We start from the raw sequence: 26,426 nt of genomic DNA on the forward strand, positions 1-26,426 counted from the left end.
CTTTGTTATGCGACGTATTGCAGTGATGGGCGCCGCTGGGCGCATGGGCAAGACCCTTATCGAAGCGGTGCAGCAGACCGCTGGCGCCGCCGGGCTTACTGCGGCGATCGATCGACCGGATAGCACACTGGTCGGTGCCGATGCCGGCGAACTGGCGGCGATCGGTCGTCTGGGGGTACCGCTGATTGGCGACGTAGCTAAGGTGGCGGATGAGTTCGACGTGCTGATTGACTTCACCCACCCCTCGGTCACCTTGAAAAATCTGGACGTGTGTCGGCGTGCCGGCAAGGCGATGGTGATCGGTACGACCGGTTTTTCCGAGGCTGAAAAAGAACGCTTGGCTGCCGCTGCGAAGGACATTCCCATTGTCTTTGCCGCCAATTTCAGCGTTGGAGTCAATCTCTGTCTGAAGCTGCTCGATACTGCGGCCCGTGTGTTGGGCGACGAGGCTGACATTGAGATCATCGAGGCGCATCACCGGAATAAGGTCGATGCGCCATCCGGCACTGCGCTGCGCATGGGTGAAGTGGTCGCCGAGGCGCTGGGGCGCGATCTACGCAAGGTCGCGGTCTATGGGCGCGAAGGTCAAACCGGTGCGCGCGAGCGGGACACCATCGGCTTCGCCACGGTGCGCGCCGGTGATGTGGTGGGGGACCATACCGTGCTGTTCGCTGCAGAAGGTGAGCGGGTCGAAATCACTCACAAGGCCTCCAGTCGCATGACCTTCGCCAAGGGTGCGGTACGTGCGGCTCTGTGGCTCGATGAAAAACCGGCCGGGCTGTACGACATGCAGGACGTGCTTGGCTTGCGCTGATTCGCCGTCAGGTGGATTCCGGCTGGACCGCAAGAGGGGTTTTCTGTAAGCTTCCCGCTTTAGTGTGTCCACTAAAAGTTGCGCAGAATGACTCCAATAAAAAGCGGGATGACCTTCACACGTCATCCCGCTTTTTTACAATCTGCGCCTGCTTCAGCCTTGATCTTTGGGAGGTCTCTTGACTAAGCCAGCCCTTACGCCAGCCATTCTGGCCCTTGCCGATGGCAGCATTTTTCGCGGCGAATCCATCGGCGCCGATGGTCAAACCATCGGCGAGGTGGTGTTCAACACCGCCATGACCGGCTATCAGGAAATCCTCACCGACCCGTCCTACGCCAAACAGATCGTGACCTTGACTTACCCGCATGTGGGTAATACCGGGACCAATCCTGGCGATGCCGAATCCTGGAAGGTCTGGGCCGCTGGTCTGGTCATTCGCGACTTGCCTTTGCTGGCCAGCAACTGGCGCAACCAGCAGTCGCTGCCCGACTACCTCAAGGAGAACGGCACCGTCGCCATCGCCGGGATCGACACGCGCCGCTTGACCCGTATCCTGCGCGAGAAAGGCGCTCAGGATGGCTGCATCCTGGCGGGTGAAGACGCGACCGAAGAGAAGGCGCTGGAGCTGGCGCGGAGCTTTCCAGGCCTCAAGGGCATGGACCTGGCCAAGGAAGTCAGCGTCAAGGAGCGCTACGAATGGCGCTCCAGTGTGTGGTGCCTGGACAACGACCAGCACGCGGAAATTCCGGCGAGCGAGCTGCCGTACCACGTGGTGGTCTACGATTACGGCGTGAAATACAACATCCTGCGCATGATGGTTGCGCGTGGATGCCGTCTGACCGTCCTGCCAGCACAGACGCCTGCCAGCGAAGCGCTAGCGCTGAACCCCGATGGCATCCTGCTGGCCAATGGTCCGGGCGATCCGGCGCCGTGCGATTACGCCATCAAGGCCATCCAGGAGATCTTGGAAACCGATACGCCGGTACTGGGCATCTGCCTGGGCCATCAGTTGCTGGCGCTGGCTTCCGGCGCGACCACGGTGAAGATGCCCAATGGTCACCACGGTGCCAACCACCCGGTGCAGGACCTGGGCACGGGCGTGGTGATGATCACCAGCCAGAACCACGGTTTCGCCGTAGACGAAACCAGTCTGCCGAGCAACCTGCGCGCCACGCACAAGTCGCTATTCGACGGCACTTTGCAAGGCATCGAGCGCACCGACAAGGTGGCCTTCAGCTTCCAGGGTCACCCCGAGGCCAGCCCAGGCCCGCATGACGTAGCGCCGCTATTCGACCGATTCATCGAAGCCATGGCCAAGCGCCGTTAAGCCTGCCGACTGACCAAAGGATTCGAGAGTAGACCATGCCAAAACGTACAGATATCAAAAGCATCCTGATCCTCGGCGCTGGCCCCATCGTCATCGGCCAGGCCTGTGAGTTCGACTATTCCGGCGCCCAGGCCTGCAAGGCACTGCGCGAGGAAGGTTTCCGCGTCATCCTGGTGAACTCCAACCCGGCTACCATCATGACCGATCCGGCCATGGCTGACGCCACCTACATCGAGCCGATCAAGTGGGCCACCGTGGCCAAGATCATCGAGAAAGAACGCCCCGACGCCCTGCTGCCGACCATGGGCGGCCAGACTGCGCTGAACTGCGCGCTGGACCTGGAAAAGCACGGCGTGCTGGAGAAATTTGGCGTCGAGATGATCGGCGCGAATGCCGACACCATCGACAAGGCCGAAGACCGTTCGCGCTTCGACAAGGCCATGCGCGACATCGGCCTGGCCTGCCCGGTTTCCGGCATCGCGCACAACATGGATGAAGCCTACGGCGTACTCGACAAGGTTGGCTTCCCCTGCATCATCCGGCCGTCGTTCACCATGGGCGGCACCGGTGGCGGCATCGCCTACAACCGCGAAGAGTTCGAGGAAATCTGCGCGCGCGGTCTGGACCTGTCGCCGACCAGCGAACTGCTGATCGACGAATCCCTGATCGGCTGGAAGGAATACGAGATGGAGGTAGTCCGCGACAAGAAGGACAACTGCATCATCGTCTGCGCCATCGAGAACTTCGACCCGATGGGTGTGCATACCGGTGACTCGATCACTGTGGCCCCGGCACAGACGCTAACCGACAAGGAATACCAGATCATGCGCAACGCCTCCCTGGCGGTGCTGCGCGAGATCGGCGTAGAAACCGGCGGCTCCAACGTGCAGTTCGGCATCCATCCGGACACCGGGCGCATGGTGGTGATCGAGATGAACCCGCGCGTGTCGCGTTCCTCTGCGCTGGCCTCTAAGGCCACGGGCTTCCCGATAGCCAAGATCGCCGCCAAGCTGGCGGTGGGTTACACGCTCGACGAGCTGTCGAATGACATTACCGGCGGTCGCACCCCAGCGTCCTTCGAGCCGGCCATCGACTACGTCGTTACCAAGATCCCGCGTTTTGCCTTCGAGAAATTCCCCAAGGCCGACGCTCGCCTGACCACTCAGATGAAATCCGTCGGTGAGGTCATGGCCATCGGTCGTACCTTCCAGGAGTCAGTACAGAAAGCGCTGCGCGGTCTGGAAGTTGGTGTTTCTGGCTTCGATCCGAAGCTGGATTTGGCCGATCCGGAAAGCGAGAGCACACTCAAGCGTGAGCTCACGGTGCCTGGCGCTGATCGCATCTGGTATCTGGGTGACGCCTTCCGCGCCGGCAAATCGGTCGAGGAGGTGTTCGATCTGACCCGGATCGACGAGTGGTTCCTGGTGCAGATCGAAGATCTGATCAAGGATGAAGAGCGCATCAAGACCATGGGCCTGTCCAGCATCGATCGCGATGTGATGTACAAGCTCAAGCGCAAAGGCTTTTCCGATGCGCGTCTGGCCAAGTTGCTCGGCGTGACCGAGAAGAACCTGCGCAACCATCGCCAGAAGCTTAAGGTGTTGCCGGTCTACAAGCGCGTCGATACCTGTTCGGCCGAGTTCGCCACCGACACCGCCTACATGTACTCGACCTACGAGGAAGAGTGCGAAGCCAATCCGTCGAGCCGAGACAAGATCATGATCCTCGGCGGTGGGCCTAACCGTATCGGTCAAGGCATCGAGTTCGACTATTGCTGCGTACACGCGGCACTGGCGATGCGCGACGACGGTTACGAGACCATCATGGTCAACTGCAACCCGGAAACCGTCTCGACCGATTACGACACATCGGATCGTCTGTACTTCGAGCCGGTGACGCTGGAAGACGTGCTGGAAATCGTCCGCGTCGAGCAGCCCAAGGGGGTGATCGTTCAGTACGGTGGCCAAACCCCGCTGAAATTGGCTCGTGCGCTGGAAGAAGCTGGTGTACCGATCATCGGTACTAGCCCTGACGCTATCGACCGTGCCGAAGATCGCGAGCGCTTCCAGCAGATGGTCGAGCGCCTCAATCTGCGCCAGCCGCCAAACGCGACTGCCCGTAGTGAAGAAGAGGCGCTGGCCGCATCGAAGGTCATTGGCTACCCGCTGGTGGTGCGTCCGTCTTACGTGCTTGGCGGGCGTGCGATGGAAATCGTCTACCAAGAAGAAGAGCTGCGTCGCTACATGCGCGAGGCGGTCAAGGTTTCCAATGACAGCCCTGTGCTGCTGGATCATTTCCTCAACTGTGCCATCGAGGTCGATATCGACGCGGTGTGCGATGGTGAGCATGTGGTGATCGGCGCGATCATGCAGCACATCGAACAGGCGGGTGTGCACTCTGGTGACTCGGCGTGTTCGCTGCCTCCGTATTCCCTGCCAGCACATATCCAGGACGAGATCCGCGATCAGGTCAAGAAGATGGCTCTGGAGCTCGGGGTCGTCGGCCTAATGAACGTGCAGATGGCGGTGCAGGGTGAAGACATCTTCGTCATCGAAGTGAACCCGCGTGCGTCGCGTACCGTTCCCTTCGTCTCCAAGTGCATCGGTGTGTCGCTGGCCATGATCGCCGCGCGCGTCATGGCGGGCAAAACGCTGGAAGAAGTGGGGCTAACCCAAGAGATCATTCCTAACTTCTATAGCGTCAAGGAGGCGGTGTTCCCGTTCGCCAAGTTCCCAGGCGTTGACCCGATCCTTGGCCCGGAAATGAAGTCCACTGGTGAGGTAATGGGCGTTGGTGACAACTTCGCCGAAGCCTTCGCCAAGGCGCAGCTGGGTGCGAGCGAGATTCTGCCGAACAGCGGCTGCGCGTTTATCAGCGTGCGTGACGATGACAAGCCCCACGTGGCTCAGGTCGCGCGCGATCTGATCGAGCTCGGTTTCGAGGTGGTTGGCACAGCAGGCACCGCCAAGATCATCGAAGCTGCCGGACTGCCAGTGCGCCGGGTGAACAAGGTGACTGAGGGGCGCCCACATGTCGTCGACATGATCAAGAATGACGAGGTCACCTTGATCATCAATACCACCGAGGGGCGTCAGTCCATAGCTGATTCCTACTCGATCCGTCGTAACGCTCTGCAACATAAGATCTGCTGCACCACCACCCTGGCGGGCGGGCAGGCGATCTGTGAGGCGCTCAGGTTTGGTCCCGAGAAAGCCGTGCGCCGCTTGCAGGACCTCCATGCAGGAATCAAGGCATGACCAAATACCCCATGACCGTCCAGGGCGCACGCGCCCTGGAAGAGGAGCTCAAGCATCTAAAAACCGAGCTGCGTCCGCAGATCACCCAGGCCATCGCCGAGGCGCGGGAGCTGGGAGACCTTAAGGAGAATGCTGAATACCATGCTGCCCGGGAACAGCAGGGCATGGTTGAAGCGCGCATTCGTGACATCGAGGGCCGTCTGCAGAATGCTCAGGTCATCGATGTAGCGAGCATCCCCCATACCGGCAAGGTGATTTTCGGAACCACCGTGGATATCGCCAACGTCGAAACGGACGAACCCGTGACGTACCAAATCGTCGGCGACGACGAGTCCGACATCAAGCGTGGAAAGTTGTCGGTCAGTTCGCCCATCGCTCGCGCCCTTATTGGTAAGGAAGAGGGCGATGTGGTGGCAGTGAAGACGCCTAGCGGAGTGGTGGAATACGAGATCGTCGAGGTTCGCCATCTCTGACCGCCAATCAATGCGTGCTGGAGTGATCAGCTGGCAGCTGGCCCAAACGTTCTGGGTCGGTGGCCTCTGGTTGCTGCAATTCGTAATGTTGCCGGCGCTGGCGAAAATTGGCCTGGCGCCGCTATTGATCGAAGAGATCGCATCCAGCCTTCGGCCATTGCTGGTGGGCTTTGCTGCGTTCTGCGTCGGGTTGCAGGCAGTCGTGTTGATCCAGTCCGAAGGCTTTTGCAGTCTTTGGCGAGATGTGCGTGGTCAATTGTTGATGACGGTATTGCTGCTTGCGGCAAGCTATTTTGTAGTGCGCACTGGCGTCATCGAATCGCCGTACTGGTTGATCTTCAGCTATTTGGTGATGGGATTTTGTGGGCTGATGCTGGTGCTGCAGGTCGCTCCCGGACGGGAGCGATAGGCGAAGATGAGAGCGGATCAGCCCTGAAAACGATGCACGTTCGATAGTTGCTTGTTCACCTTAGGGTTCTTCCGATAGACCAACGCCATTTTGCCGATGGACTGAACCAGCTCGCAGCTGCCGATCTTGCAGAGTTCTTCCATTACCGCATGGCGATCGTCGCGCTCGGTGATTCGCAGCTGTACCTTGATCAGCTCGTGATCGTTCAAAGCGCGCTCCAGTTCGGCCTGCACGCCTTCAGTCAGGCCGTTCTCGGACACGATCAAAACCGGCTTCAAGTGATGGCCGATGGATTTGTACTGTTTCTTCTGCTCATTGGTGAGCGGCATAATTCGACCCTTGCGTCAGAACTCTTGAAAACGGCGGCTAGTGTAACTGACACGTCCTGAGCCGCACAGATGAGGTATCAGCTTGGCACGTTCCAAGACCAGCCCGCGTTGGCTAAAAGAGCATTTCGATGACCCCTATGTGAAGATGGCGCAGCGCGATGGCTATCGTTCACGGGCCAGCTACAAATTGCTCGAAATCCAGGAAAAGGACCGGATTCTGCGGCCCGGCATGACGGTGGTCGATCTGGGGGCGGCTCCGGGAGGGTGGTCTCAGGTCACCAGTCGCGTCATCGGTGACCGCGGTCGCCTGATAGCCTCTGACATCCTGCCGATGGACAGCATTGCCGATGTGACCTTCGTGCTCGGAGACTTTACCGAGGACGAGGTCTTCGCAGAAATTCTCCAGGCCATCGGTGATACGCATGTTGACCTTGTGATTTCGGATATGGCCCCCAATATGAGTGGGGTGAAGGTGGCTGACCAGGCGCGCGCAATGTTTCTCTGCGAGCTGGCATTGGATTTGGCGATGCGTGTATTGCGCCCCGGTGGCGATTTTCTGATCAAGATCTTTCAGGGAGAGGGGTTCGATGCCTATCTGAAGGACGTACGGCAGAACTTCGACAAGGTGCAGATGCGCAAGCCTCTATCTTCGCGGGATCGCTCGCGCGAGCAGTATCTGTTGGCGCGTGGCTATCGTGGCCAAGGTGGCGAGGCGTAGTGCCCGGAGCGCCACGGCTCCAGTTGTCTGTTAATGATTCCGGCTGGCGCCAACTGCAGGATTACGGGCTAGCATGTTTCATATCGGGTTACAGACCAAGCTGCCCGTTCAGCAACGTTGTGTAGTAAGTTAGGCCGAGAGCGAACCATCGGCCGTCATGCGGGCTCTCGACAACGAGCTCGCTCTAGAGGGTAGTGAATTGAACGACATGGCAAAAAACCTGATTCTGTGGTTGATCATTGCCGCTGTCCTGGTGACGGTGATGAACAACTTTTCCAGCCCGACCGAGCCCCAAACGCTCAACTATTCCGATTTCATTGAGCAGGTGAAGGAAGGCGGGGTGGAGCGCGTGACCGTCGACGGCTTCGTCATTACCGGTAAACGCAGTGATGGCGAAACCTTCAAGACGATTCGTCCGGCCATTCAGGACAACGGTCTGATTGGCGATCTGATCAATAACAATGTGGTGATCGAAGGCAAGCAGCCGGAGCAGCAAAGTATCTGGACGCAGTTACTGGTCGCTAGTTTCCCGATCCTGGTAATCATCGCGGTTTTCATGTTCTTCATGCGCCAGATGCAGGGCGGGGCGGGTGGCAAGGGCGGGCCGATGAGCTTCGGCAAGAGCAAGGCGCGCCTGCTGTCCGAAGATCAGGTCAAAACCACTTTTGCCGACGTCGCCGGCTGCGACGAGGCCAAGGAAGAAGTAACCGAGCTAGTCGAGTTCCTGCGCGATCCAGGCAAGTTCCAGCGCCTCGGTGGCCGTATTCCGCGCGGTGTGTTGATGGTGGGGTCGCCAGGTACCGGTAAGACGTTGCTGGCCAAGGCGGTCGCTGGCGAGGCCAAGGTTCCGTTCTTTACCATCTCCGGTTCCGACTTCGTCGAAATGTTCGTCGGTGTGGGCGCGAGCCGTGTGCGCGACATGTTCGAGCAGGCCAAGAAGCACGCGCCGTGCATCATCTTCATCGACGAAATCGATGCCGTCGGTCGCCACCGTGGCGCGGGTCTGGGTGGTGGTCATGATGAGCGCGAGCAGACGCTCAACCAGCTGCTGGTTGAGATGGACGGCTTCGAAATGAACGACGGCATTATCGTCATTGCTGCAACCAACCGTCCGGACGTGCTCGATCCGGCATTGCTGCGCCCTGGCCGTTTTGACCGCCAAGTGGTGGTTGGATTGCCTGATATTCGTGGTCGCGAACAGATTCTTAAGGTTCATATGCGCAAGGTTCCGCTCGGCGACAGTGTCGAGCCGGCGTTGATCGCACGTGGTACTCCTGGCTTCTCGGGTGCCGATTTGGCCAACCTGGTCAACGAAGCCTCGCTGTTCGCCGCGCGCGCCGGTAAGCGCCTGGTTGAAATGAAAGAGTTCGAGTTGGCGAAGGACAAGATCATGATGGGCGCCGAGCGCAAATCCATGGTCATGTCCGAAAAAGAGCGTCTCAATACGGCTTATCACGAGGCGGGTCACGCCATTGTTGGGCGCGTTGTTCCTGAGCATGATCCGGTCTACAAGGTTTCGATCATTCCTCGTGGTCGGGCGCTTGGCGTCACGATGTTCCTTCCCGAAGAAGACCGCTACAGCTTGTCCAAGCGTGCTTTGATCAGTCAGATTTGTTCCTTGTTCGGTGGTCGTATCGCCGAGGAAATGACGCTTGGCTTTGATGGGGTTACGACCGGTGCATCGAATGACATCATGCGTGCTACCCAGCTGGCCCGTAACATGGTCACCAAGTGGGGCTTATCCGAAAAGCTCGGTCCTCTTATGTACGCCGAAGAAGAAGGCGAAGTATTCCTGGGGCGCAGTGCCGGCAGCCAGCACACTAATGTCTCCGGGGATACAGCCAAGCTGATCGACCTTGAGGTACGTAGCATCATCGATCACTGCTATGACACGGCCAGGCAGATTCTGGCTGACAACCGCGACAAGCTCGATGTGATGGCCGAGACGTTGATGAAATACGAAACCATCGACTCCGACCAGATCGACGACATCATGGCGGGGCGGACCCCGCGCGAGCCTCGCGATTGGCAGGACGGTTCAGGCCCAACGGGAACGCCCGCTCAGCCTGAAGGCGATCGCCCGCAGGCTCCAATCGGTGGCCCCGCTGGCGAGCACTAGCTAAGGCGTTTAAATGACTGAGATGTTGCACCCAACCCGGCTGTCTTGTGGCAGCCGGGTTCTTGATTTGTCGCGCCCACATGTCATGGGCATCCTCAATGTCACACCTGACTCGTTCTCTGACGGAGGTCGACATGTCGGAGTCGATGCGGCGTTGCGTCACGCTGAGGCGATGGTGTCTGCCGGTGCGACACTGGTTGATATTGGTGGAGAGTCGACGCGCCCGGGTGCTCGTGTCGTTTCGCCGCTAGAAGAGCTGGAGCGTGTGGCTCCGGTGGTCGAAGCGATATCGCGCGAGCTGGACGTGGTCATCTCGGTGGATACCTCGACACCGGCGGTGATGCGCGAGAGTGCACGTCTTGGTGCTGGTCTGATCAATGACGTTCGTTCGCTTTCCCGCGACGGCGCACTGGACGCAGCGGCCGATTGTGGTCTTCCGGTGTGCTTGATGCACATGCGGGGCGAACCGGCCGACATGCAGAATGATCCGCGCTACGATGATGTCGCGGCCGACGTGTTGGGCTTCTTGCGCGAGCGCATGGAAGTTTGTATTGACTCGGGTATTCCTGCGGAGCGGATCGTGCTCGATCCCGGGTTTGGCTTCGCGAAGACCCTTTCGCATAATCTCAGCCTGTTCAAACATATGGAGCAGCTTCATGTTTTGGGGCGGCCGTTGCTGGTTGGTGTCTCGCGAAAAAGCATGATTGGACAGACGCTTGAGCGGGATGTGGCGCATCGTCTCCATGGGAGTTTAGGGCTTGCTGCGCTTGCTGTAGCCAAGGGTGCCAGCATCCTGCGTGTGCATGACGTTGCCGAAACGATTGATGTGGTTCGAATGGTTGCCGCCGTGCAAGCGGCGGAATAGGAATTTAGTCATGGCTAGAAAGTATTTTGGAACTGACGGCATACGCGGCCATGTGGGGCAATTTCCAATCACCCCGGACTTTATGCTTAAGTTGGGGTGGGCGGCCGGCATGGCGTTTCGCAAGCAAGGCAAGTGCCGTATTCTGATTGGCAAGGACACCCGCATATCCGGATATATGTTCGAGTCGGCGTTGCAGGCCGGACTTTCCGCGGCAGGTGCCGACGTGCTGCTGCTCGGTCCAATGCCTACACCTGCGGTTGCCTATCTGACCCGTACCTTCCACGCTGACGCGGGTATCGTGATCAGCGCCTCGCACAATCCTCACCACGACAACGGCATCAAGTTCTTCTCCGGACGGGGTACGAAATTGCCGGATGAGGTTGAGTTGATGATAGAAGAGTTGCTCGATACGCCAATGACAGTCGTGGAGTCCGCGCAGCTCGGCAAAGCATCTCGCATCAACGATGCTGCTGGTCGCTACATCGAATTCTGCAAGAGCAGCGTTCCCACCAGTACGGACTTCTCCGGCATGAAGATTGTGCTCGATTGCGCCCACGGCGCGACCTACAAGGTGGCCCCCAGCGTCTTTCGTGAGCTTGGATCAGAAGTGGTGGTGATCGCTGCCCAGCCCGACGGGCTGAATATCAACGCCGACGTTGGGTCGACTCACATCGCACAATTGCAGAAAGCTGTGGTCGAGCACGGCGCGGATCTCGGTATCGCCTTCGATGGAGACGGCGATCGAGTGATGATGGTCGACCATACTGGTGCGCAAGTGGATGGGGACGAGTTGCTCTATATCATTGCTACCGACTTGCAAGAGCGCGAGTGCCTAGCAGGTGGGGTCGTTGGCACCTTGATGAGTAACCTGGGCCTCGAGCTGGCACTGAAGGAACGTGATATACCCTTCGTGCGAGCGAAGGTCGGCGACCGTTATGTAATGGCGGAAATGCTAGAGCGTAACTGGGTGATCGGCGGGGAAAACTCAGGGCACATTGTCTGCGCCCAGCATGTGTCTACCGGAGATGCCATCATCGCAGCGCTTCAGGTCGTGCTTGCTCTGAGGCGGCGGGGGCGAAACCTGGCGCAAGAGCGACTGGCCTGGAACAAGTGTCCGCAGGTCCTGATTAATGTGCGTTTCACAGGTGATCGCGATCCGATCTCGCACCCCCAGGTTCAAGCCGTTTGTGACAGTGTCACCGAGCGAATGGCTGGTCGGGGGCGTGTATTGTTGCGCAAATCTGGGACCGAGCCTTTGGTGCGTGTGATGGTCGAAGGCGACGACGAAAAGCATGTTCGCAACTACGCCGAGGAGCTGGCCAAAGTGGTTGCTGAGGTTTGTGCATGATTCCCGCTTGCCAGGTGTGTTGCCGTTGAGTACCATCTGCGCCCACTTTGACCGACGAGGTAAGGCATGCGTCGCCCACTGGTAGCTGGTAACTGGAAGATGAACGGTACCCGCGCTAGCGTCGCAGAGCTGATCGATGCGCTTCGTCAGCAGGATATGCCTGCCGATGTAGAAGTAGTGATATTTCCAAGCTGTCTGCATTTGGCGCAGGTAGTGAGCGATCTGGATGACAAGGCGATCGCGGTAGGTGCCCAGGACTGCGCAGCGCAAGCTGGCTTCGGTGCCTTTACCGGCGAGGAGTCCGCATCGCAGTTGGCTGATATGGGTTGCAAGTGGGTGCTGGTTGGGCATTCTGAGCGACGCCTGATAATGGGCGAGAGCGACGAAGTGGTAAGTAGAAAATTCGCGGCGGCATTGGAGTGCGGGATGACTCCGGTGCTTTGTCTGGGGGAGACGCTTGAACAGCGTCAGGCCGGACAAACGTTAGAAGTGGTAGGGCGTCAGTTGGCTCGTATTATAACTGATGCCGGTATCGCTGCTTTCGAGCGAGCGGTTGTGGCATATGAGCCGGTGTGGGCGATAGGCTCCGGGCTCACAGCGACTCCGCAGCAGGCTCAGGAAGTACATGCGGCCATTCGAGGGCAGCTGGCGCTGGAGAATCAACGTATCGCTGATGGCGTGCGTCTTCTCTACGGCGGCAGCGTGAAGGCGGAGAATGCTTTCGGGCTTTTCGAGATGGCGGATATTGATGGGGGGCTTATCGGTGGTGCCTCTCTGAAAGCGAATGATTTCGGCGCGATCTGTCGTGCCGCAGGGAACTGATCAGATGTTGCAGACTGTTGTGATTGTGGTGCATCTGCTGGTTGCCATTGGTGTGGTTGTGCTGGTGTTGCTGCAGCAGGGCAAGGGGGCGGACGCTGGTGCGTCTTTCGGTTCGGGTGCTTCGGCAACTGTTTTCGGGAGTCAAGGTTCCTCTACCTTTCTAAGTCGTTTTACTGCTATACTCGCCGGCGTTTTTTTCGTGACGAGTCTGGGGTTGGCGTTCTTTGCAACGCAGCAGGCCGATCAGATGTCGCAGGCAGGTTTGCCGGATCCGGCGGTGCTGGAAGTTCCAGTTAGCAAGCCGGTGGTTGAAGATGTTCCGGTCCTGGAATCTGCTCCGTCCGCGCCTAGCGTAGATGATGTGCCACAGGTTCAGGAGCAGAAGTAAGGTTTTTGCCGAGGTGGTGGAATTGGTAGACACGCTACCTTGAGGTGGTAGTGGCCATAGGCTGTAGGGGTTCGAGTCCCCTCCTCGGTACCAAACAAGTAGGCCCGCAGATGCGGGCTTTCTTGTTTTCAGGTGTTTGGGTTGACCTGTTTTGGATGCGGTCGTATAATTCGTGCCCAGTTTGACGCGGGGTGGAGCAGTCTGGTAGCTCGTCGGGCTCATAACCCGAAGGTCGTTGGTTCAAATCCAGCCCCCGCAACCAGTTAATGAGAAGCCCCTGTCGAGGGGCTTTTTATTAGCTCCAAGCCAGATCGCCGGCATCTACAGGCGATCATAAGGGATGGGCGTTTCGCCCATTTTTCATTTGTACAGCATGCGCGAGGGACTTCGATGTCGAGCAAGCTAGAACAGTTGCAGGCCTTGTTGGCCCCGGTGGTCGAGGCGCTCGGCTATCAATGCTGGGGCATCGAGTTCATTTCGCAGGGTCGGCATTCCTTGTTGAGGGTCTATATCGATCACTCCAATGGGATTCTTGTCGACGACTGTGAGAAGGTCAGCCGCCAGTTGAGCGGTGTTCTCGACGTCGAGGATCCGATCAGTTCCGATTACACGCTTGAAGTGTCCTCGCCTGGTATGGATCGACCTTTGTTCACACTCGAACAGTACTCGGCGCACGTAGGCGGACAGGTCAAAATAAAGCTGCGCTCGCCCTTCGAGGGCCGGCGCAATTTCCAGGGTCTTCTCCGCGGGGTTGAAGAGCAGGACGTGGTAGTGCTGGTAGATGATCACGAATATCTATTGCCGATCGATATGATCGACAAGACCAACATAATTCCCCGTTTTGAGTGAATCGCGGATCCCGCGGACCCCAATGGATTGCGAAAGGCGAGGCGTACGATGAGCAAAGAAGTACTGCTGGTTGTGGAGTCGGTATCCAATGAAAAAGGCGTACCGGCCGGTGTGATTTTCGAAGCATTGGAGCTGGCTCTGGCCACGGCTACCAAGAAGCGCTTCGAGGACGAGGTGGATCTACGAGTTGAGATCAATCGTCAAAACGGTAGCTACGAGACCTTTCGCCGCTGGACGGTGATCGAGGAGGAGGATTTCGACGATCCGGCTCATCAGCTGACGGTCGACATGCCTCAAGCTCGCGAAGCCGATGCAAAGGTTGGTGACGTCCTGGAAGAAAAAATCGAGTCGATCGAATTCGGTCGTATCGCTGCGCAGACTGCCAAGCAGGTCATTGTGCAGAAGGTGCGTGAGGCCGAGCGTGCCCAGGTGGTCGAAGCGTATCGGGACCGTCTGGGCGAGATCATCTCTGGCACGGTGAAAAAGGTTACCCGTGACAGCGTCATCGTCGACCTGGGCAACAATGCCGAAGCGTTGTTGGCCCGCGAAGATATCATCGCTCGCGAAACCTTCCGGGTCGGTGCTCGCGTTCGTGCACTGCTCAAAGAAATCCGTACCGAAAACCGCGGCCCGCAGCTCATTCTGTCTCGCACCGCGCCGCAGATGCTGATCGAGCTGTTCCGCATCGAAGTGCCGGAGATCGCTGAAGGCCTGATCGAAGTGATGGGTGCTTCGCGTGATCCCGGCTCGCGCGCCAAAATTGCCGTCCGGTCGAAAGACAAGCGTATCGATCCGCAGGGCGCTTGCATCGGCATGCGTGGTTCGCGCGTTCAAGCTGTTTCTGGCGAAATCGGTGGCGAGCGTGTCGATATCGTGCTTTGGGACGAAAACCCCGCGCAGTTCGTCATCAACGCAATGGCACCGGCGGAAGTCGCTGCCATCATCGTCGATGAAGATGCCCACGCCATGGATATCGCCGTCGGCGAGGACAATCTGGCTCAGGCCATCGGCCGTGGCGGCCAGAACGTACGCCTTGCCAGCCAGCTGACCGGTTGGACGCTGAACGTGATGACCGAGGCGGACATCCAGACCAAGCAGCAGGAAGAAACCGGCGATATCCTGCGCAATTTCATCGAAGAGCTGGATGTCGATGAAGAATTGGCACAAGTACTAGTCGAGGAAGGTTTCACTTCGCTCGAAGAGATCGCCTACGTTCCAATGGAGGAAATGCTCGGCATCGAAGGCTTTGACGAAGACATCGTCAACGAGCTGCGAACCCGCGCCAAGGATCGTTTGCTGACCAAGGCGATCGCAACGGAAGAAAAACTGGCAGATGCTCAGCCGGCCGAGGATTTGCTCGAGCTGGATGGCATGAACAAGGAACTGGCGGTCGAGTTGGCAATGCGGGGTGTCATTACCCGCGAAGACCTGGCCGAGCAGTCGATTGACGACCTGCTCGACATAGACGGCATAGATCAAGAACGTGCCGGCAAGCTGATCATGGCCGCCCGAGCCCATTGGTTCGAGTAAGTAATTTAGCGGCCTGAGGAGAGAGATGCATGACGCAAGTCACGGTGAAAGAACTGGCCCAAGTGGTCGACACACCGGTCGAGCGACTGCTGCAGCAGATGCGTGAGGCAGGACTGTCGCACACCAGCGCCGAGCAAGTAGTGACCGATAACGAAAAGCAAGCGCTGTTGGCGCACCTGAAGAGCAGCCACGGCGCCAAGGTGGATGAGCCGCGCAAGATTACTTTGCAGCGCAAGACCACCACTAAACTGAAGGTGGGTGGTAGCAAAACCATCAGCGTTGAAGTTCGCAAGAAGAAAACCTTCGTCAAGCGTAGCGCTGACGAAATCGAGGCCGAGAAGCAGCGCGAGCTAGAAGAGCAGCGTGCTGCCGAAGAGGCGGCTCGTCAGAAGGCTGCCGAGGAAGAGCGCCTGCGCGCTGAGGAAGAGGCTCGCCTCCAAGCGGAAGCAGCGGCGCAAGCAGAAGTTTCTCCCCCTGTCGAGGCACCGGTTCCGGCAGTTACTCCTGAGCCCGCTCCGGCCGTCCCGGTCGAAGAGCGCAAGAAGGATGAGCCGCGTCGCGCAGACAAGGTCCGGAGCGACGATGATGAGCGTCGTGATCGTAAACAGGCGCAGCATCGCCCATCGCTGAAGGCCAAAGCGCCACTGTCGCGCACCGTCCGTAGCGGCGAAGACGATGCGGACGGCTTCCGTCGCGGTGGTCGCGGCAAGTCGAAGCTGAAAAAGCGCAACGCGCATGGTTTCCAAAGCCCGACTGGCCCGATCGTTCGTGAAGTTGCAATTGGGGAGACCATCACTGTCGGTGATCTGGCACAGCAGATGTCGGTCAAGGCGGCTGAAGTCATCAAGTTCATGTTCAAGATGGGCAGCCCGGTGACCATCAACCAGGTGCTGGATCAGGAAACTGCCCAGCTTATCGCCGAAGAGTTGGGCCACAAGGTCAAGCTGGTCAGCGATAACGCGCTGGAAGAGCAACTGGCCGAACTGTTGAAGTTTGAGGGTGAAGCCATCAATCGCGCGCCCGTCGTGACCGTAATGGGGCACGTCGACCACGGTAAGACTTCGCTACTCGATTACATTCGTCGCGCCAAAGTGGCTGCTGGCGAAGCGGGCGGTATCACTCAGCATATCGGTGCCTACCACGTAGAAACCGATCGCGGGATGGTCACTTTCCTTGATACCCCGGGCCACGCTGCGTTTACCGCTATGCGTGCCCGCGGTGCCCAAGCGACCGATATTGTCATTCTCGTCGTCGCTGCGGATGACGGTGTGATGCCGCAGACCATCGAAGCCATTCAGCATGCCAAGGCAGCTGGTGTGCCGCTGGTGGTGGCAGTGAACAAGATCGATAAGCCCGGCGCAGACCTCGATCGGATCCGTAGCGAGCTTTCGGTTCACGAAGTCACTTCCGAAGAGTGGGGCGGTGATACGCCGTTCGTGTCGGTATCGGCGAAGATGGGTACCGGTGTTGACGATCTGCTCGAGGCTGTTCTGCTCCAGGCGGAGATACTCGAACTGACGGCAACGCCATCGGCTCCTGGTCGTGGTGTCGTGGTCGAGTCGCGTCTGGATAAAGGTCGCGGTCCGGTTGCAACCGTACTGGTTCAGGACGGTACGCTACGCCAGGGTGATATGGCGCTTGTCGGATCGAACTACGGTCGTATTCGTGCCATGCTCGATGAGAACGGCAAGCCGATCAAAGAAGCTGGCCCGTCGATACCGGTTGAGATTCTTGGTCTTGATGGTACGCCAGACGCGGGTGACGAACTCAGTGTCCTTGCTGACGAGAAGAAAGCACGCGAAGTTGCTTTGTTCCGTCAGGGCAAATTCCGCGAAGTGAAGCTGGCCCGTGCGCATGCCGGTAAGCTGGAAAATATCTTCGAGAACATGGGCCAGGAAGAGAAGAAGACGCTCAACATCGTCCTCAAGTCTGACGTACGTGGCTCACTCGAAGCGCTGCAGGGATCGCTTAGCGGTCTGGGCAACGACGAAGTGCAGGTGCGCGTGATCGGTGGCGGTGTCGGTGGCATCACCGAAAGCGATGCCAACCTGGCGCTGGCATCCAATGCGGTATTGTTCGGCTTCAACGTTCGTGCCGATGCTGGCGCACGAAAGATCGTCGAGCAGGAAGGTCTGGATCTGCGTTACTACAACGTGATCTACGACATCATCGAAGACGTCAAGAAGGCCCTGACCGGCATGCTTGGCAGCGATGTTCGCGAGAATATTCTCGGCATTGCCGAAGTTCGCGATGTGTTCCGCTCGCCCAAGTTCGGTGCTGTGGCCGGTTGCATGGTTATCGAGGGTATGGTTCATCGCAATCGACCCATCCGCGTATTGCGCGACGACGTAGTGATCTTCGAAGGCGAGCTGGAATCCCTGCGTCGCTTCAAGGATGACGTCGCCGAAGTCCGTGCCGGCATGGAATGCGGTATCGCGGTGAAGAGCTACAACGACGTCAAAGCTGGCGACAAGATCGAAGTATTCGAGAAGGTCGAAGTGGCGCGTTCGCTCTAACAGCAGCTGTATGGCAATAGGCGGCAAGCTTTCAGGGGCAACTCTGGAAGCTTGCCGTTTGCCTTTACAGCATGATGATTTTTAGGCTTGCAGCTTGCTGCTAGAGGCAGATTTTCATGGCCAAAGAATTCAGCCGTACCCAACGTATCGGCGACCAGATGCAGCGCGAATTGGCGGTGTTGATTCAACGTGAAGTGAAAGACCCGCGTCTGGGTCTGATAACGATTACCGCCGTCGAGGTCAGTCGCGATCTGTCCCATGCCAAGGTGTTTATCACCATCATGGGCAAGGATGACGATGAAGATGCAGTCAAGGCTAATCTCAGGATCCTCAATGACGCAGGTGGCTTCCTACGGATGCAACTGGGCAAAGCGATGAAGTTGCGCACCGTGCCTCAACTGCATTTCAATTTCGACGCCAGTGTGCGTCGCGGTGTCGAGTTGACTTCGCTTATCGAGCGGGCCGTAGCTGAAGACCGCAAGCACAGCGACGATAACGGAGAGTAGTACGTGGCTCAGGTCAAACGAGTTCGCCGCGCAGTGAGCGGCATCATTCTCCTCGACAAACCGCGCGGCTTCACATCCAACGCGGCGCTGCAGAAGGTCCGCTGGCTGCTCAATGCGGAAAAGGCCGGGCATACCGGTAGCCTTGATCCGCTGGCGACCGGTGTGTTGCCGCTGTGTTTTGGCGAAGCGACCAAGTTTTCTCAGTACCTGCTGGACGCCGATAAAGGCTACGAAACCCTGGCTCAGCTTGGCGTGACCACCACGACAGCGGACGCCGAGGGTGAGGTAATCGAGCGCAAGCCGGTCGCTGTAAACGAGGAGCAGATCGAAGCTCTGTTGCCACGGTTTCGTGGCGATCAGATGCAGGTGCCACCGATGTATTCGGCACTTAAACGCGACGGGCAACCGCTATACAAGCTGGCGCGTGCCGGTGAAGTAGTGGAGCGCGAGCCGCGATCTGTTAAGATCGCTCGCCTGGATTTGCTATCGCTCGAAACTGACAAGGCGCGGTTTGCCGTCAGTTGCAGCAAGGGCACCTATATTCGTACGTTGGTCGAGGACATCGGCCGCGAGCTGGGCTGCGGTGCACATGTCGCTGAGTTGCGACGGACTCAAGCCGGCCCATTCGACCTTACTCAGACAGTCAGTCTGGAAGCGCTCGAACAAGCGCATGCCGAAGGCGGTCCGGAGGCGGTTGACGCCTTTCTCAAGCCGTCGGATAGCGGGCTTGGGCATTGGCCGCTGCTGCAGCTGTCAGAGCACAGCGCGTTTTATTGGCTGCATGGTCAGCCGGTACGTGCACCGGAAGCGCCGAAATTTGGCATGCTCAGGGTGCAGGATCACACTGGTCGCTTCATCGGTATTGGTGAAGTGAGTGAAGACGGGCTCATTGCGCCGCGTCGACTGATTCGGTCGGAATGACCGATGCGTTCACCGCTTAGGTGGTGGGCGTTACTAGGGTGGCTGTTGGCAGGCACGGTCACTCCTTTTATTAACACGGGACATGTCCCGGCCTGTTCACAATAGGAGCCCATCATGGCACTTAGCGTTGAAGAAAAAGCTCAGATCGTTAGCGAGTACAAGCAAGCTGAAGGCGATACCGGTTCCCCGGAAGTGCAGGTTGCCCTGCTGACCGCCAACATCAACAAGCTGCAGGGTCACTTCAAAGCCAACGGCAAAGATCACCACTCCCGTCGTGGTCTGATCCGCATGGTTAACCAGCGTCGTAAGCTGCTGGATTACCTGAAGGGCAAGGATACTACTCGCTACAGCACCCTGATCGGTCGTCTGGGTCTGCGTCGCTAAGCGATGCTTGTGCGAAGCTGAATGCTAAAGCTGGAAGTGGGTTTGCCCTGCTTCCAGCTTTTGCCTTTCAGAAGCGCGCGTTTTGGACAGGGAAAGGGTTCGATTCCCCTCACTGCCCACGAATTTGCATGACATGCCCCGCGCGAGGCAGAGCCCGCGGGCATGAGAACGATTCCCCCAAGGCAACATAGAGAAGGAACCACCGTGAACCCGGTAATCAAGAAATTTCAATTCGGTCAGTCGACCGTAACCCTCGAGACTGGCCGTATCGCCCGTCAAGCCTCCGGCGCAGTGCTGGTCACCGTTGATGACGACGTAACCGTACTGGTCGCCGTCACAGGTGCTAAAACGGCTGACCCGAGTAAAGGCTTTTTCCCGCTGTCGGTCCATTACCAGGAAAAAACCTACGCTGCCGGCAAGATCCCGGGCGGTTTCTTCAAGCGTGAAGCGCGTCCGTCGGAGAAAGAAACGCTGACCTCGCGCCTAATCGATCGCCCGATCCGCCCGCTGTTTCCGGAAGGCTTCCAGAACGAAGTGCAGGTCATCTGCACGGTGGTTTCCACCAGCAAGAAGACCGATCCGGACATCGCTGCGATGATCGGCACCTCGGCTGCCCTGGCAATCTCCGGCATTCCGTTCAACGGCCCGATTGGTGCCGCGCGCGTCGCCTTCCACCCCGAAACCGGTTACTTGCTGAACCCGACCTACGAGCAGCTCAAGGCTTCTAGCCTGGACATGGTCGTAGCCGGTACCAAGGACGCCGTACTGATGGTCGAATCGGAAGCCAAAGAGCTGACCGAAGACCAGATGCTGGGTGCTGTACTCTTTGCGCATGACGAATTCCAAGCCGTCATCCAGGCCGTGAGCGAGTTGGCTGCCGAAGCCGCCAAGCCGACGTGGGACTGGCAGCCTAAAGCGGAAAACACCGCGCTGCTCGATGCCATCCGCAGCGAATTTGGTGAGGCCATCTCTCAGGCCTACACCATCATCATCAAGCAAGACCGTTATGCGCGTCTGGGCGAACTGAAAGACCAGGTCGTCGCCAAGTTCTCCGGCGAAGAAGGTCAGCCTTCTGCTGGTGAAGTCAAAGAAGCGTTCGGAGAGATCGAATACCGCACCGTTCGCGAGAACATCGTTAACGGCAAGCCGCGTATTGACGGTCGTGACACGCGTACCGTGCGTGGTTTGAACATTGAGGTTGGTGTTCTGGATAAGACCCACGGTTCGGCGCTGTTCACCCGTGGCGAAACCCAGGCATTGGTCGTGGCGACCCTTGGCACTGCACGTGATGCGCAGCTGCTGGATACCCTCGAAGGCGAAAAGAAAGACCCCTTCATGCTGCACTACAACTTCCCGCCGTACTCGGTGGGTGAGTGTGGTCGCATGGGCGCAACAGGTCGTCGCGAAATCGGGCATGGCCGTCTGGCTCGTCGCAGTGTCTCGGCCATGCTGCCAAGCGCTGACGAATTCCCGTATACCATCCGCGTGGTTTCTGAAATCACCGAGTCCAACGGCTCCAGCTCCATGGCCTCGGTCTGTGGTGCTTCCCTGGCTCTGATGGATGCCGGTGTGCCGATGAAGGCTCCAGTAGCCGGTATCGCGATGGGCCTGGTCAAGGAAGGTGAAAAATTTGCCGTTCTGACTGATATCCTGGGTGACGAAGATCACCTGGGCGACATGGACTTCAAGGTGGCCGGCACTGCCAAGGGCGTCACCGCTCTGCAGATGGACATCAAGATCCAGGGCATCACTGAAGAGATCATGGAAATCGCACTGGGTCAGGCGCTGGAAGCCCGTCTCAACATCCTTGGTCAGATGAACCAGGTCATCGGTCAGTCTCGTACAGAACTGTCGGCCAACGCTCCGACCATGATTGCGATGAAGATCGATCAGGACAAAATCCGCGATGTCATCGGTAAAGGTGGCGCCACCATCCGCAGCATCTGCGAAGAAACCAAGGCATCGATCGACATCGAAGACGATGGTTCGATCAAGATCTTTGGTGAAACCAAGGAAGCGGCTGAAGCGGCCAAGCAGCGCGTCCTAGGCATCACTGCCGAAGCCGAGATCGGCAAGATCTACGTCGGCAAGGTTGAGCGTATCGTCGACTTCGGCGCATTCGTCAACATCCTGCCGGGCAAAGACGGCCTAGTGCACATCTCGATGCTGAGTGATCAGCGCGTCGAGAAGGTCACCGATATCCTCAAGGAAGGTCAGGAAGTCGAAGTACTGGTGCTGGACGTGGACAATCGTGGTCGCATCAAACTGTCGATTAAAGATGTGGCGGCAGCGAAAGCCTCTGACGCATAACGATAGCGATGCTGGAAAGGACCCTTCGGGTTCCTTTGGTTGAGACGAACCCCGCCAATCGGCGGGGTTCGTTTTTTCAGGGAGGGGATATGCTCGAGTGGTCTTCTGCAGCAGAGCCTAGGCACCAGCGCCTGGCGGCGGTTCATCCAGTCGTCCACGCAGCGCACTGCTTCGTTAGTCGTGCAGTCGACACTTAACGTTGTGTTTGTAGCTTTAAGTGAGGGCTTCGCAGAAAATTTATACGCTGTCAGCGGCATTGCACTTCCACGCCTTTGAAGCGGTCGATCCAATAGCCTATCAAGTAGCAAAGAATCAACGCTTGTTGCAAGTTGCACGCTTCGCTGGAGTGGAACATGCAGTGTGCTAGTGGCGTTCAGCTACTTGAATTTACAAGTGATTGATTTAATTGAAATTTAAAAAAACAAAAACATGGCATGGCGCTTGCGATATTACCTGTGAATCTGCGTCGGAGTGATGCCGCAGACATTTGAAGAAAAACAGGAGTGCCATATGAACATTCAGAACTCTCTTACCGCTGTTGCCGTCGCCGCTGCTCTGAGCCTACCGATGGCAGGTGCCGCTTTCGCCGACACCACTCCAGCCCTGGATAAGACCGATACCGTCATGCTGGCAACCAACGACACCATGAAGGAAGCCGGTGACGCCACGTCCGATACCTGGATCACCACCAAGGTGAAATCGTCCCTGCTGGCCGAAGACGCCACACCGGGCATGGATATCGAAGTGGAAACCAAAGACGGCGTTGTATCGCTGTCAGGCACTGTAGCTACCGAAGCTGAGCGTGAGGCAGCGATCAGTAAAGCCAAGTCCATCGAGGGCGTACGTGAAGTCTCGGCTGATGGCCTGAAAGCTGCCGACTGATATTCGCGGCCGTCGCAGCAACAAATGAAGCCCCACTTTACAGTGGGGTTTTTTATTTACGTGTTCAGCGACCGCGCTGGCTTTCGATCCGGCGCAGCCGGTTTCCTTCGAAACGCAAGAAATGGTACATGCCGTTGGTTGGCCCGTAAGTCCATTCCTCAACTGGGACCTCTTGGCGAAAGCCATAGTCATCGAGGATTTCCTTGTAGCCAACCAGGGCGGAGCTGGAGGGCTCTCCGCACTTGGCGCTGACCTCGCTGGTGGACGCTTCAAGGCTAACGAGCGCACTGCCGCAGCGATGCGTAGAAGACGCATGGGCGCCGGTGGCGAATACGAGCAGGCTCAGCAGGAGCAGGGGGGAACTGGGAGACATGTTGAGGCCTGTTAACGAGCGCGACGGGATTCGATGCGTACCAGCCGGTTGCCTTCGAACGTAAGGATGCTGAGCATGCCGTTGTCAGGCCCATACAGCCATTCCTCGACTACCGTTTCCCTCCGGGCGTGAGGGCCCAGCGCGTAGCCGACCAGATCCCGCCGCACTGGCGCGCCGCACTTGTTCTCAACTTCGAAAGGCCGATCTCCGGTACTGATCAGCGCGCTGCCGCAGCGTAGCGTGTCCGCCTGGGCGAAAGGGGTTGCCAAAATAGTGCCGAGCAGCAGGGTATGGATTATGACTGGCATCATTCGCTTCCCAAATGCAGGGGCGTTGGGACTTGTCCGTCTTGCTCGGCTTCCGCAATGCCAGTATCTAGCAGGTACACTCGCGAAGCATCGAGGCCAGCCTGATCGACCAGATAATCCTTGATCGAGGCGGCGCGGGCGCGACTCAAGCGGCGTAGCAGGGCAGTACTGTCCGCTCGGCTGGTCAGTATGGCGTCGCGCATCTTCTCGCTGCGCGCCTGCTCGTCGAGCTCGCTCCATTGATCGGGCGGTTGTTGGCCGAGACGGCTGCGATAAATGCCTTCGAGCATGGCGGCTTTCTCCTCATCGCCAATTTCCAATTGCCCAGCGTCGGCAGGCACCTTGTCGCCGCGACGCTGCAGCATCTTGTACCAGGTTTCTTGGTATTCGTTCTGCAGCCATTGTTCGGCCAACAGCGGTCCGTCGGCTTGAGGTGAGCTCTGTCCTTCGACTTCGAGGCGCAACACGGGGCGTTCATTCAGCGCGCGGCCCAGGGTGTCCAGGCTGGCGCGCGCCGGTTGATCGAGGTCGCTACTGCCGGGTGCGAAGAGCACTTGGCTGAGATCTTCCTGATCGCCGCCGACCACGCCGGCGAGAAATTTGAACGGTGCCTTGACTGCACGAGTCACGAGGTTGCGCAGTGTCTGCCAGACGATCGGCATGACATCGAACTGGGGGTTGTTAAGGTCGCCCTGAACCGGCAGCTCTAACGAAATCGTGCCTCGACTGTCCTTCAACAGCGCGACGGCCAGGCGTACCGGCAGATCGACCGCTTCGGGACTATCCACCTTCTCGCCAAGTTGCAACTGTTGCAGCACGACCTTGTTCTCGGCGTTCAGTTGGCCCTGCTGAATGCGGTAGTGGAGATCGAGATCCATGCGGCCTTTGCGGATGCGATAACCGGCGAATTTCCCTGAGTAGGGTGAAAGGTTGGTCAGTTCAATCTGCCGGAAGCGCGTGGCAATATCGAGGCTCTGTAGCGGATCGAACGGCGTGAGGTTTCCCTTGATGCTGACCGGCGCATAGCGATCGACCTTACCGTTCACGTCGACCGTGGCCGGTTGCTGCGCCTGGTTGTCGATCGCACCGATCTCACCGCTGAGCTCCTGCACCGCCGTTATGAAGGGAGGGCGCAGACTGAGGTCAGAAAAATTGGCCGAACCCTGGTTGATGGCGATGCCGCCGATACGGATGCCCAGCGGCTCCGCTTGTTCGGTTGCCGCGGAAACCGTGTTGTCGCTGTCGTCCGCAGTCGTCTTGTCCACCAACAGATCATTGATATTGGTGGTGAGGTCCGGATTGATGATGAAGCGCGCGTAGGGTTGGGCCAGGTCGATGCGTTCGATTTGCAATTGTTGGGGATGCTGGTAATCCAGCCCGCCGAGTTGCAAGCGTTGCCATTTGATGAAGTCGCGGTTGTTGATGGTATCCAACGTGTGCAACTGGGTGATTTCGGCCGCCCCTCCGAGATTGAACGCCAGTGGTTCGGTGCCGGTCAGCTCAAGTTCTAGCTGGCTGGCCAGCATGCCGCTGCGCAATTCGAGATGCACGAAAGGCGTCAGGTAGGCCTGAGCGATGCGCAGATCGATATCCTGCGTGCTGATGCTTAAGCGTCCAGACGCAGGTTGCAGTTGCAGCTGTCCTGCTGCTTGCAGAGCGCCCTGGTTGCCGACGCCGGTGGTCAGTTCCAGCCCGAAAGGCGAAGTGCCCAGGCTGTCGAAATCGGATACGGCTAGATTCAGCGGGCCGAGTTCCAGGACGACTTCTTCCGACGGCACGCGGTCACGCAGATGTATTCGATAATCGCGTAGCTGGGTGTCATTCAGCAGCACCTGCCAGGCTGTCGACTGGTCGTCTGCGGTAGTTGTTTGTACGGGTTCGACGGCGTCCGTCTGTTCGGCGGTTTCCGGCTGGGTGTTGGTGGACGATGACGGGGCCAGCAGTTTCTGCCAGTTCAGCTCGCCGTCGGGTTCGCGGGTTACCCAGGTATCCAGAGCATCGCTGCGCAGCTGGCCGATCACCACCTGTTGCTTGGTCAGATCCAGTGATGTCTGGCTGATTTCAAGCTTGTTCAGGCGAACCATTGGCTGTCCGTCGGCGGTGTCGAGTTCGAGCGGCGCCAGTTGGGCGTTCAGGTTGCTCAATTGCAGCTCGGTGCGCTCCGCCAGATCGACCCGATAATCGCTCGCGAAACTCAGCCGGCCTTGCTGCAGGCGCAGTGGCAAGGCGTCATGGGCGTAGGCCCAGAAGTCCTTCAATGCCAGATTGGTGATTTTCAGCTGGCCGGACGAGCTGATGGCTGGCACCAGATTGAACTGTCCATTCCAGTCCACCCGGGCCCCGCTGGGGCCGGTCGCGACCAGCACCGCATCGGCTGCGTCATCCGAACGGGTGGCGAAGTTCAACAGCTCGAAATTGAGTGAATCGAGGAGGAAGTCGATGGGCTCTTCAGGGCGTTGGTCGGCGAAGCGGACCGAGCCTTCGACCAGCTGCAGTCGGTCGATATGCAGGGCGAAGGGCTCTTCCGGCTCTTGCGTCACTTCATCATCAGCAGACGGTGGCAGGTCGAACAGTCGTGTCAGGTTGAGCGTACCGTCCTTGTCGAATACTACTTCGGTGTGCAGCTGGATCAGTTCGATATTTTCTAACTGCAGGGCGCGGTGCCAGAGGCTGCTCCATTGCAGATCGAGATACAGACGTTCGAAGCCGAGCTGCGGCTGATCGGCTTCGCCGAGGCGCAGGTTGTACAGCGTCAGTTCGAGACTAAACGGGTTGAATTCGATCCGCTCCAGGCGCGCTGGTACCGTCGCGTACTGGATCAGTTGCTGGTTGGCGACACGCTGGGCGACACCGGGCAGTATCAGAAAGCCAAGCAGGCAATAGCAGACCAGTGCGGTCATCAGGCCGATGAGTGCGCGCTTCATTCCGTTGGGCATGCGGACCTACATTCCGAGCGATGGACTGCCTTGGAGTATGGC

Annotated in this window: 23 protein-coding genes and 2 tRNA genes; 21 read left to right on the forward strand and 4 right to left on the reverse strand. The window is 58.3% G+C overall.

The features are described from left to right. Nucleotides 1–7 precede the first annotated feature (7 nt). The 5 genes from dapB to NA647_RS00725 all read left to right on the forward strand — a co-directional run bounded on the left by dapB (nucleotide 8) and on the right by NA647_RS00725 (nucleotide 6,280). The gene (gene dapB / locus NA647_RS00705) at nucleotides 8–814 is read left to right on the forward strand and encodes a 4-hydroxy-tetrahydrodipicolinate reductase (RefSeq protein ID WP_256055963.1); all 807 of its coding nucleotides are present in this window, start codon (nucleotides 8–10) and stop codon (nucleotides 812–814) included. A gap of 178 nt (nucleotides 815–992) precedes the next feature. Next, nucleotides 993–2,141, forward strand: a complete 1,149-nt coding sequence (gene carA / locus NA647_RS00710) for a glutamine-hydrolyzing carbamoyl-phosphate synthase small subunit (protein WP_256055964.1) — start codon at nucleotides 993–995, stop codon at nucleotides 2,139–2,141. Nucleotides 2,142–2,176: 35 nt separating this feature from the next. Beyond that, nucleotides 2,177–5,398: a carbamoyl-phosphate synthase large subunit gene (carB, locus tag NA647_RS00715; protein ID WP_256055965.1), complete on the forward strand. Its 3,222-nt coding sequence runs from the start codon at nucleotides 2,177–2,179 to the stop codon at nucleotides 5,396–5,398. After that, the gene (greA, locus tag NA647_RS00720; protein WP_256055966.1) at nucleotides 5,395–5,871 is read left to right on the forward strand and encodes a transcription elongation factor GreA; all 477 of its coding nucleotides are present in this window, start codon (nucleotides 5,395–5,397) and stop codon (nucleotides 5,869–5,871) included. The genes carB and greA overlap by 4 nt, the downstream gene beginning before the upstream one ends. 10 nt (nucleotides 5,872–5,881) lie before the next feature. Then, nucleotides 5,882–6,280 carry a DUF4149 domain-containing protein gene (locus NA647_RS00725; RefSeq protein ID WP_256055967.1) on the forward strand — a complete coding sequence of 133 codons (399 nt, stop codon included), beginning with the start codon at nucleotides 5,882–5,884 and terminating at the stop codon, nucleotides 6,278–6,280. Nucleotides 6,281–6,297: 17 nt separating this feature from the next. On the opposite strand, the gene NA647_RS00730 is transcribed toward NA647_RS00725, so the two are convergent. Beyond that, entirely contained in the window at nucleotides 6,298–6,609 is a 312-nt protein-coding gene (locus NA647_RS00730; protein ID WP_131650789.1) for a YhbY family RNA-binding protein, read from the reverse strand. A gap of 82 nt (nucleotides 6,610–6,691) precedes the next feature. Between NA647_RS00730 and rlmE the strand changes: the two genes are divergently transcribed. From rlmE to NA647_RS00810, 16 genes are all read left to right on the forward strand, one after another. Beyond that, entirely contained in the window at nucleotides 6,692–7,327 is a 636-nt protein-coding gene (rlmE, locus tag NA647_RS00735; RefSeq protein ID WP_256055968.1) for a 23S rRNA (uridine(2552)-2'-O)-methyltransferase RlmE, read from the forward strand. A 208-nt stretch (nucleotides 7,328–7,535) separates the two neighbouring features. Next, a complete protein-coding gene (gene ftsH / locus NA647_RS00740) occupies nucleotides 7,536–9,446 on the forward strand; it encodes an ATP-dependent zinc metalloprotease FtsH (protein ID WP_256050221.1) in 1,911 nt (636 codons plus the stop codon). Between the two features lie 13 nt (nucleotides 9,447–9,459). After that, a complete protein-coding gene (gene folP / locus NA647_RS00745) occupies nucleotides 9,460–10,311 on the forward strand; it encodes a dihydropteroate synthase (protein ID WP_256055969.1) in 852 nt (283 codons plus the stop codon). 10 nt (nucleotides 10,312–10,321) lie between these two features. Beyond that, a complete protein-coding gene (gene glmM / locus NA647_RS00750; RefSeq protein ID WP_256056295.1) occupies nucleotides 10,322–11,659 on the forward strand; it encodes a phosphoglucosamine mutase in 1,338 nt (445 codons plus the stop codon). Nucleotides 11,660–11,725: 66 nt separating this feature from the next. Then, complete coding sequence (gene tpiA, locus NA647_RS00755) at nucleotides 11,726–12,481, forward strand: triose-phosphate isomerase (protein ID WP_256055970.1); 756 nt, start codon at nucleotides 11,726–11,728, stop codon at nucleotides 12,479–12,481. A gap of 4 nt (nucleotides 12,482–12,485) precedes the next feature. After that, complete coding sequence (gene secG, locus NA647_RS00760; RefSeq protein WP_256055971.1) at nucleotides 12,486–12,869, forward strand: preprotein translocase subunit SecG; 384 nt, start codon at nucleotides 12,486–12,488, stop codon at nucleotides 12,867–12,869. Nucleotides 12,870–12,876: 7 nt separating this feature from the next. Beyond that, a tRNA-Leu gene (locus tag NA647_RS00765) sits at nucleotides 12,877–12,962 on the forward strand. Between the two features lie 92 nt (nucleotides 12,963–13,054). Then, nucleotides 13,055–13,131: transfer RNA gene (locus NA647_RS00770), tRNA-Met, on the forward strand. Between the two features lie 128 nt (nucleotides 13,132–13,259). Then, nucleotides 13,260–13,718, forward strand: a complete 459-nt coding sequence (gene rimP, locus NA647_RS00775; protein ID WP_256055972.1) for a ribosome maturation factor RimP — start codon at nucleotides 13,260–13,262, stop codon at nucleotides 13,716–13,718. A 48-nt stretch (nucleotides 13,719–13,766) separates the two neighbouring features. Beyond that, complete coding sequence (nusA, locus tag NA647_RS00780) at nucleotides 13,767–15,248, forward strand: transcription termination factor NusA (RefSeq protein WP_256055973.1); 1,482 nt, start codon at nucleotides 13,767–13,769, stop codon at nucleotides 15,246–15,248. 29 nt (nucleotides 15,249–15,277) lie between these two features. Continuing rightward, nucleotides 15,278–17,764, forward strand: a complete 2,487-nt coding sequence (gene infB / locus NA647_RS00785; protein ID WP_256055974.1) for a translation initiation factor IF-2 — start codon at nucleotides 15,278–15,280, stop codon at nucleotides 17,762–17,764. 116 nt (nucleotides 17,765–17,880) lie between these two features. Then, nucleotides 17,881–18,270, forward strand: coding sequence for a 30S ribosome-binding factor RbfA (gene rbfA, locus NA647_RS00790; RefSeq protein ID WP_256055975.1), 390 nt, complete (start codon nucleotides 17,881–17,883; stop codon nucleotides 18,268–18,270). Nucleotides 18,271–18,273: 3 nt separating this feature from the next. Beyond that, nucleotides 18,274–19,191: a tRNA pseudouridine(55) synthase TruB gene (gene truB / locus NA647_RS00795; protein ID WP_256055976.1), complete on the forward strand. Its 918-nt coding sequence runs from the start codon at nucleotides 18,274–18,276 to the stop codon at nucleotides 19,189–19,191. A 114-nt stretch (nucleotides 19,192–19,305) separates the two neighbouring features. Next, nucleotides 19,306–19,575 (forward strand): 30S ribosomal protein S15, encoded by a 270-nt coding sequence (rpsO, locus tag NA647_RS00800; protein WP_256055977.1) that lies wholly within the window; start codon nucleotides 19,306–19,308, stop codon nucleotides 19,573–19,575. Between the two features lie 204 nt (nucleotides 19,576–19,779). Next, nucleotides 19,780–21,885, forward strand: coding sequence for a polyribonucleotide nucleotidyltransferase (gene pnp, locus NA647_RS00805; protein WP_256055978.1), 2,106 nt, complete (start codon nucleotides 19,780–19,782; stop codon nucleotides 21,883–21,885). A 510-nt stretch (nucleotides 21,886–22,395) separates the two neighbouring features. Continuing rightward, the gene (locus NA647_RS00810) at nucleotides 22,396–22,767 is read left to right on the forward strand and encodes a BON domain-containing protein (RefSeq protein WP_256055979.1); all 372 of its coding nucleotides are present in this window, start codon (nucleotides 22,396–22,398) and stop codon (nucleotides 22,765–22,767) included. Nucleotides 22,768–22,831: 64 nt separating this feature from the next. Here NA647_RS00810 and NA647_RS00815 read toward each other — a convergent pair whose 3' ends face one another. Genes NA647_RS00815 through NA647_RS00825 form a run of 3 tightly spaced genes read right to left on the reverse strand, consistent with a single transcriptional unit; the run spans nucleotide 22,832 to nucleotide 26,384 of the window. Then, complete coding sequence (locus tag NA647_RS00815) at nucleotides 22,832–23,140, reverse strand: DUF2845 domain-containing protein (RefSeq protein WP_256055980.1); 309 nt, start codon at nucleotides 23,138–23,140, stop codon at nucleotides 22,832–22,834. 11 nt (nucleotides 23,141–23,151) lie between these two features. Then, nucleotides 23,152–23,448 carry a DUF2845 domain-containing protein gene (locus NA647_RS00820; RefSeq protein ID WP_256056296.1) on the reverse strand — a complete coding sequence of 99 codons (297 nt, stop codon included), beginning with the start codon at nucleotides 23,446–23,448 and terminating at the stop codon, nucleotides 23,152–23,154. Continuing rightward, complete coding sequence (locus tag NA647_RS00825) at nucleotides 23,448–26,384, reverse strand: DUF748 domain-containing protein (RefSeq protein WP_256055981.1); 2,937 nt, start codon at nucleotides 26,382–26,384, stop codon at nucleotides 23,448–23,450. The genes NA647_RS00820 and NA647_RS00825 overlap by 1 nt, the downstream gene beginning before the upstream one ends. Nucleotides 26,385–26,426: the final 42 nt, after the last annotated feature.

Source organism: Stutzerimonas stutzeri (genome assembly GCF_024448985.1).
In the GTDB taxonomy this organism is placed as follows: domain Bacteria; phylum Pseudomonadota; class Gammaproteobacteria; order Pseudomonadales; family Pseudomonadaceae; genus Stutzerimonas; species Stutzerimonas stutzeri_AP.

What these genes read in the sequence shown, in the direction of transcription:
- NA647_RS00820 (WP_256056296.1), bottom strand. Translation starts at nt 23,448, where the DNA reads ATGCCAGTCATAATCCATACCCTGCTGCTCGGCACTATTTTGGCAACC.
- greA (WP_256055966.1), top strand. Translation starts at nt 5,395, where the DNA reads ATGACCAAATACCCCATGACCGTCCAGGGCGCACGCGCCCTGGAAGAG.
- tpiA (WP_256055970.1), top strand. Translation starts at nt 11,726, where the DNA reads ATGCGTCGCCCACTGGTAGCTGGTAACTGGAAGATGAACGGTACCCGC.
- infB (WP_256055974.1), top strand. Translation starts at nt 15,278, where the DNA reads ATGACGCAAGTCACGGTGAAAGAACTGGCCCAAGTGGTCGACACACCG.
- secG (WP_256055971.1), top strand. Translation starts at nt 12,486, where the DNA reads ATGTTGCAGACTGTTGTGATTGTGGTGCATCTGCTGGTTGCCATTGGT.
- folP (WP_256055969.1), top strand. Translation starts at nt 9,460, where the DNA reads ATGACTGAGATGTTGCACCCAACCCGGCTGTCTTGTGGCAGCCGGGTT.
- ftsH (WP_256050221.1), top strand. Translation starts at nt 7,536, where the DNA reads ATGGCAAAAAACCTGATTCTGTGGTTGATCATTGCCGCTGTCCTGGTG.
- dapB (WP_256055963.1), top strand. Translation starts at nt 8, where the DNA reads ATGCGACGTATTGCAGTGATGGGCGCCGCTGGGCGCATGGGCAAGACC.
- rpsO (WP_256055977.1), top strand. Translation starts at nt 19,306, where the DNA reads ATGGCACTTAGCGTTGAAGAAAAAGCTCAGATCGTTAGCGAGTACAAG.
- NA647_RS00810 (WP_256055979.1), top strand. Translation starts at nt 22,396, where the DNA reads ATGAACATTCAGAACTCTCTTACCGCTGTTGCCGTCGCCGCTGCTCTG.
- rbfA (WP_256055975.1), top strand. Translation starts at nt 17,881, where the DNA reads ATGGCCAAAGAATTCAGCCGTACCCAACGTATCGGCGACCAGATGCAG.
- NA647_RS00815 (WP_256055980.1), bottom strand. Translation starts at nt 23,140, where the DNA reads ATGTCTCCCAGTTCCCCCCTGCTCCTGCTGAGCCTGCTCGTATTCGCC.
- rimP (WP_256055972.1), top strand. Translation starts at nt 13,260, where the DNA reads ATGTCGAGCAAGCTAGAACAGTTGCAGGCCTTGTTGGCCCCGGTGGTC.
- NA647_RS00825 (WP_256055981.1), bottom strand. Translation starts at nt 26,384, where the DNA reads ATGCCCAACGGAATGAAGCGCGCACTCATCGGCCTGATGACCGCACTG.
- NA647_RS00725 (WP_256055967.1), top strand. Translation starts at nt 5,882, where the DNA reads ATGCGTGCTGGAGTGATCAGCTGGCAGCTGGCCCAAACGTTCTGGGTC.
- glmM (WP_256056295.1), top strand. Translation starts at nt 10,322, where the DNA reads ATGGCTAGAAAGTATTTTGGAACTGACGGCATACGCGGCCATGTGGGG.
- NA647_RS00730 (WP_131650789.1), bottom strand. Translation starts at nt 6,609, where the DNA reads ATGCCGCTCACCAATGAGCAGAAGAAACAGTACAAATCCATCGGCCAT.
- carB (WP_256055965.1), top strand. Translation starts at nt 2,177, where the DNA reads ATGCCAAAACGTACAGATATCAAAAGCATCCTGATCCTCGGCGCTGGC.
- nusA (WP_256055973.1), top strand. Translation starts at nt 13,767, where the DNA reads ATGAGCAAAGAAGTACTGCTGGTTGTGGAGTCGGTATCCAATGAAAAA.